This window comes from Burkholderia sp. TSV86 (assembly GCF_001522865.1).
Lineage (GTDB): Bacteria > Pseudomonadota > Gammaproteobacteria > Burkholderiales > Burkholderiaceae > Burkholderia.
Genome location: NZ_LOWB01000061.1, coordinates 1 through 4,178, shown reverse-complemented (window position 1 = coordinate 4,178; position 4,178 = coordinate 1). Strand labels below are relative to the sequence as shown.

Annotated in this window: 2 protein-coding genes; both read right to left on the bottom strand. The window is 52.9% G+C overall.

The window, feature by feature from the left end:
• Positions 1-370: 370 nt before the first annotated feature.
• Positions 371-2,911 carry a hypothetical protein gene (locus WS68_RS25915; RefSeq protein ID WP_082709907.1) on the bottom strand — a complete coding sequence of 847 codons (2,541 nt, stop codon included), beginning with the start codon at positions 2,909-2,911 and terminating at the stop codon, positions 371-373.
• A 772-nt stretch (positions 2,912-3,683) separates the two neighbouring features.
• Positions 3,684-4,127: a hypothetical protein gene (locus tag WS68_RS09185; protein ID WP_059570501.1), complete on the bottom strand. Its 444-nt coding sequence runs from the start codon at positions 4,125-4,127 to the stop codon at positions 3,684-3,686.
• Positions 4,128-4,178 lie beyond the last annotated feature (51 nt).

Here is a 4,178-nt window from a genome sequence, read left to right as displayed (position 1 = left end):
GGTGGACTCCTTGCTGTTCGCGGCGCGCATTGCCGCTACGGGCTACGCCCTTCGCGCCAATGCGCGCCAGCATGAAAAACCAACCACTGTCAGATTTAGTCTAGTCCACCGCATTTAATTCGAATGTCGAGTGAGTTCCAGAGTGGCGTTGTTGCATAAATCGCCAAACTGGCTCGAAATATGCATGGCTTTGGGAAATTTCGAGCAAGAGGCACAAGAATCCACGATAGAACGCAAATTTCTAGCAACAAGCGGCCTTTCCGCGATTTATGCAACAACGCCCATTTTGAGGCCACCTAGGCCTCAAATGCAGGCATAGGCAGCACCCCGAAAAATTTCATGCGTAACCCATCAGAAAAACATAATTAGCCTATTTAATTGACGGCACAATCTCACGAGTTTTAAGAACAAGTGGCACACCCGGATTTGCCGTGAACGTGCCATCCGGTGTCACAATAGGTGCCGCGGAACCATTGGTGATCAATATGGTTGTATTGTTCGATTCAACATCAACATCATAAGTCCGGCCTTGCCAGTGCATTCCCTTCAAATAGACCTGTGTCAGCTTTGCTTTATCAACCGGGTCAATCAGCCCAGCAGGTAGGATTGGCGACAAATAGATGCCATTTTGACGGAAGCGGTACCCTGCTAGCCCGTTCAACAAAGTTTGCATAAAACCACCTGCACCAGTCAAGAACGTGTATGCCGGGTTGCCTTGACCTGCGCTTGGCGACAGCAACGAGGTTTCATTGAAATTAAAATACGGACCACGAATATACGGCTGATATGAGTTAACGAAAAGTCCATCGAGGCTTGGCAGGCCATATTGTGCTGCAATCACAGCCTGCGCAGAATTGGTCATCGCAGGTCCGGTCGGATCAGTAATCGCAGAATAATAGTTTAGATTTTTGATGGCCACCTGATCGGTCAGCGGATATTCCATCGGATACGTCAGCAGTACAACGTCAGCTTGTTTCAGTTGATGGGGAACATTTGGGTTGAATGCTGCAAACTGCAACACGATTTGTTTGACCGGATCGATCTGGGGCTTTACCAGTTTCGCATTAACCGTGGCCCACTGCGGATGAGCCGAATACCCGAGAATATTGGCTGCTTGCGTAGCAAAATTGATTGCCTGAAGAGCGCTGCCGTTTGTATAGGCGGAATCGGTCGCGCCATGCACGTATTCATCTGGGTCATCCACATTTTTCAGACTATACGTTCCGTCACTATTGCGTGTCATTCGTGTCGAATAATAGTCAGCGATGGCGCTAAGGACCGGCCAGCCGTAGTTTTGCAGCCACGCTTTGTCGCCAGTAGCTTCATAGTATTGAAACTGAGCCAGCGCAATATCGGCTTGCAAATGGATTTCTGCGGATTCTCCTTGATCCGTCGACAATATCCCCGTGTTTGATGTCCACGGGAAAAAAGATCCAATTGTGGCGCTACCTACTCCAGAATCGCCATTATTATCCTGGACATTCAATAATGCATTAGGCAGTTTGTCATAGCGAAAGTCAACGATCGATTTGGCCAGCTCTGGATGGGCGGCCAGCAGGTACGGATACATCCAGGTTTCTGCGTCCCAGAAGATCATTCCCGCATAGTTATCGCTGGTCAATCCGGATGGCGCGATACTATTCCGCATTCCTTCACGAAGATTTGAATACAGCATGTATTCAGCCGCATGGATGGTTTTCTGTAAATTGACATGTTGATTATCGACAATAACATCGCTTTGCCAGACGGATTGCCACGCAGCCTCGTGAGCTTGCAACATGGCGTTGTAAGAACCGTAGGTTCCAGTTTGCGCTGCTACGGCAACATTCCGGGCAAGCTGGTTAATCTGTTGCGAGGTGTTGTCTAGCGTTACTGACGGATTGGGAAGATCGTAGTCGGTGCCGGACGCAATTCCGACATATTTTACAAAAGTATAAGTTTGATTCAAGGTTGGCGTAAAACTCCAACTCACGCCGCTCTGATTGTTGTTGTTCAACGCCGTGCTACCTGGTAGTCCAGCCGGTGGAATCACCCGAAAGGCAACAGTTGCCTTAGTATTCGTACTGTCCGCAATAATTGACGCTTCGGCACCGTTGTTTTTGATGTCCTGCCAACGCTGGCTGGTCATTTCTTTTGCCCTGCGAATACTGCGCAAATCGATGAACGCATCGACATTCATCGACCCGGTCCACTTGATCGGCGTGATATCTAAACGCACCACGCCGAGGTGTGCATACTGGCGGTGAGCAAACATCGTCCACGTAAGATTAGCTTGATTGCCAGACGGCGACGTCCACGTTACCGACGTCGTCACCAGACCATTTTGCATATCGGTGAACTGGCTATAGTTAGATAGCTGCGAAGCTTGAAGGGTTTGGGGATCGTAGGTTTTTTGTGTGTCACGGATGGTCAATGGCGACCAATTCGGCAATGTCGAAAGCTGCGCACCATCGCCCACATACCCTGCGATCATGGCTGAGGTGTAACGTGGTGTGAAAAGTGGCCACGACGAGCTGTTGTCCGGTGCCCGCGTGCCGACCCAATAACCAACCCCTGCCGACGGAATGCGCAATCCCATGTACCCATTTCCGATAAAGGGTTGATTGATATACGTCTCGTTATAATCAGTGTTGGTCAACATCCATTGCTTGGCCTCTGGCGTTATCATCGCTGGGGGCTGTCCCACTGGTGTCGCTGAAGACGCAGGTATCGCAGGAGACGGAGTCGGGGTGATCGGTGAAATTGCCGGGTTGACTGGATTCGTCTGGACGGTTGGCACCGACGCTTGCGGTGACGGTGCTGGCGACACGCCCGCTATGCTATCGTCTCCGCCACATCCAGCAAGACTGACTGTCAGGGCGATTGTAGAACCAATAATTATCAACCTGTTATTCACAATTCTCGCATTCATGCGTGTCTCCTATCAATTATGGTGGCAGTACGCTAATTATGTTGAACTAGCCTTAGTAGCAATATTTGCGAGATTGTCGGCGTAGTACGTCTAGCGCATGCACTTATACATATTTTTACCCGGTTTTAATTTTGTTTTCAGCAGAACTGTCCCGGACGGGCTTCCGAGGGTGTAGCAAGACTACATAATTTTCAGCCAAGATTCCTAATTCGACTACAGACTAGCGTTTTTGTTGTATGTAGTCAAGACGAACGTTTCGTGCAACACATTCCGGCAAAGCACTCCCGGCTGATCGACTTCTCCGGATTTCTGACCAATCGGGTAAAGGGAAAACGGCCGATTTGAGCGAAACCATGCCTGTTTCGCTATTCACGCCCCGTAAACGAGACCCCTTCCCTGCAAGCTAGTTTGCAAGATCGAGTGAAGTATTCGGGGCCGTACTGCGGCCACGCCCGCCCGTCGGGTGAAGCACCGCGCCGTTGGGGGCCGTCAAGGCGCATCGCGCCGTTTGTGCCCCCGCTTGCGGGGGCGTGGATGAAACCCGGTGGGAACTGATTAAAATGGCTGATTAAGGGCCGACAGTTAAAGGCACTGCGACCCGACACTTATTTCCATTTGCACGCGCAAACCGGTCTCGAGACGGCTCGCGTCTGTGGATAACGTCAGGGTGCGGGGAAAATTGGCGCAAATGACGCGCGCATCTGCCCGTTGATCGAACAAATTCGCGGGATTCTCGGGGAAATGGACGAGCGGAGGCCCTGCTCGGCTCGGATCAGGCTTGGGGAGAGGCGATTTCTTCGAGCGCCGTGTCGATACACTGCTCGCGGGTCCAGTCGGGGTGTTTCAGCTTGATGGCCCCGATGCGTCGCGCGACGCGCTCGTCGAGCGGCGGTGCCGCCGCCGCGTAGTCAGGTGGCCGTTTATGGGACGCGGGTGCCGCCGACCGGGGGCGCCGATGCCCCGCGCTGGCCAGCGCCAGCTTCAACTGCGCGACGCCCTGCTGCGCATCCATTCGCTCGGCGGCCGCCCTGGCCTCGCGCGCGGCGGCCTGGTAGCGGCGTTGCACCGCGCGACGGCGCTCGTGGCCGAGCCAGCGCCCGAGACCGAACGCGGCGAACAGCTCCTGCGGCAATTGCCGAAGCGCCGCCAGACCGCGATACCGGCCCTCCTCGTCCTTCTCGCAGCGCGACGGTTCTGTCGCAATAAGGATGTTCATGCGTGAGGCGGCGGAGATGAATAGGAATCCTTATGCAATCAATGAATAGAA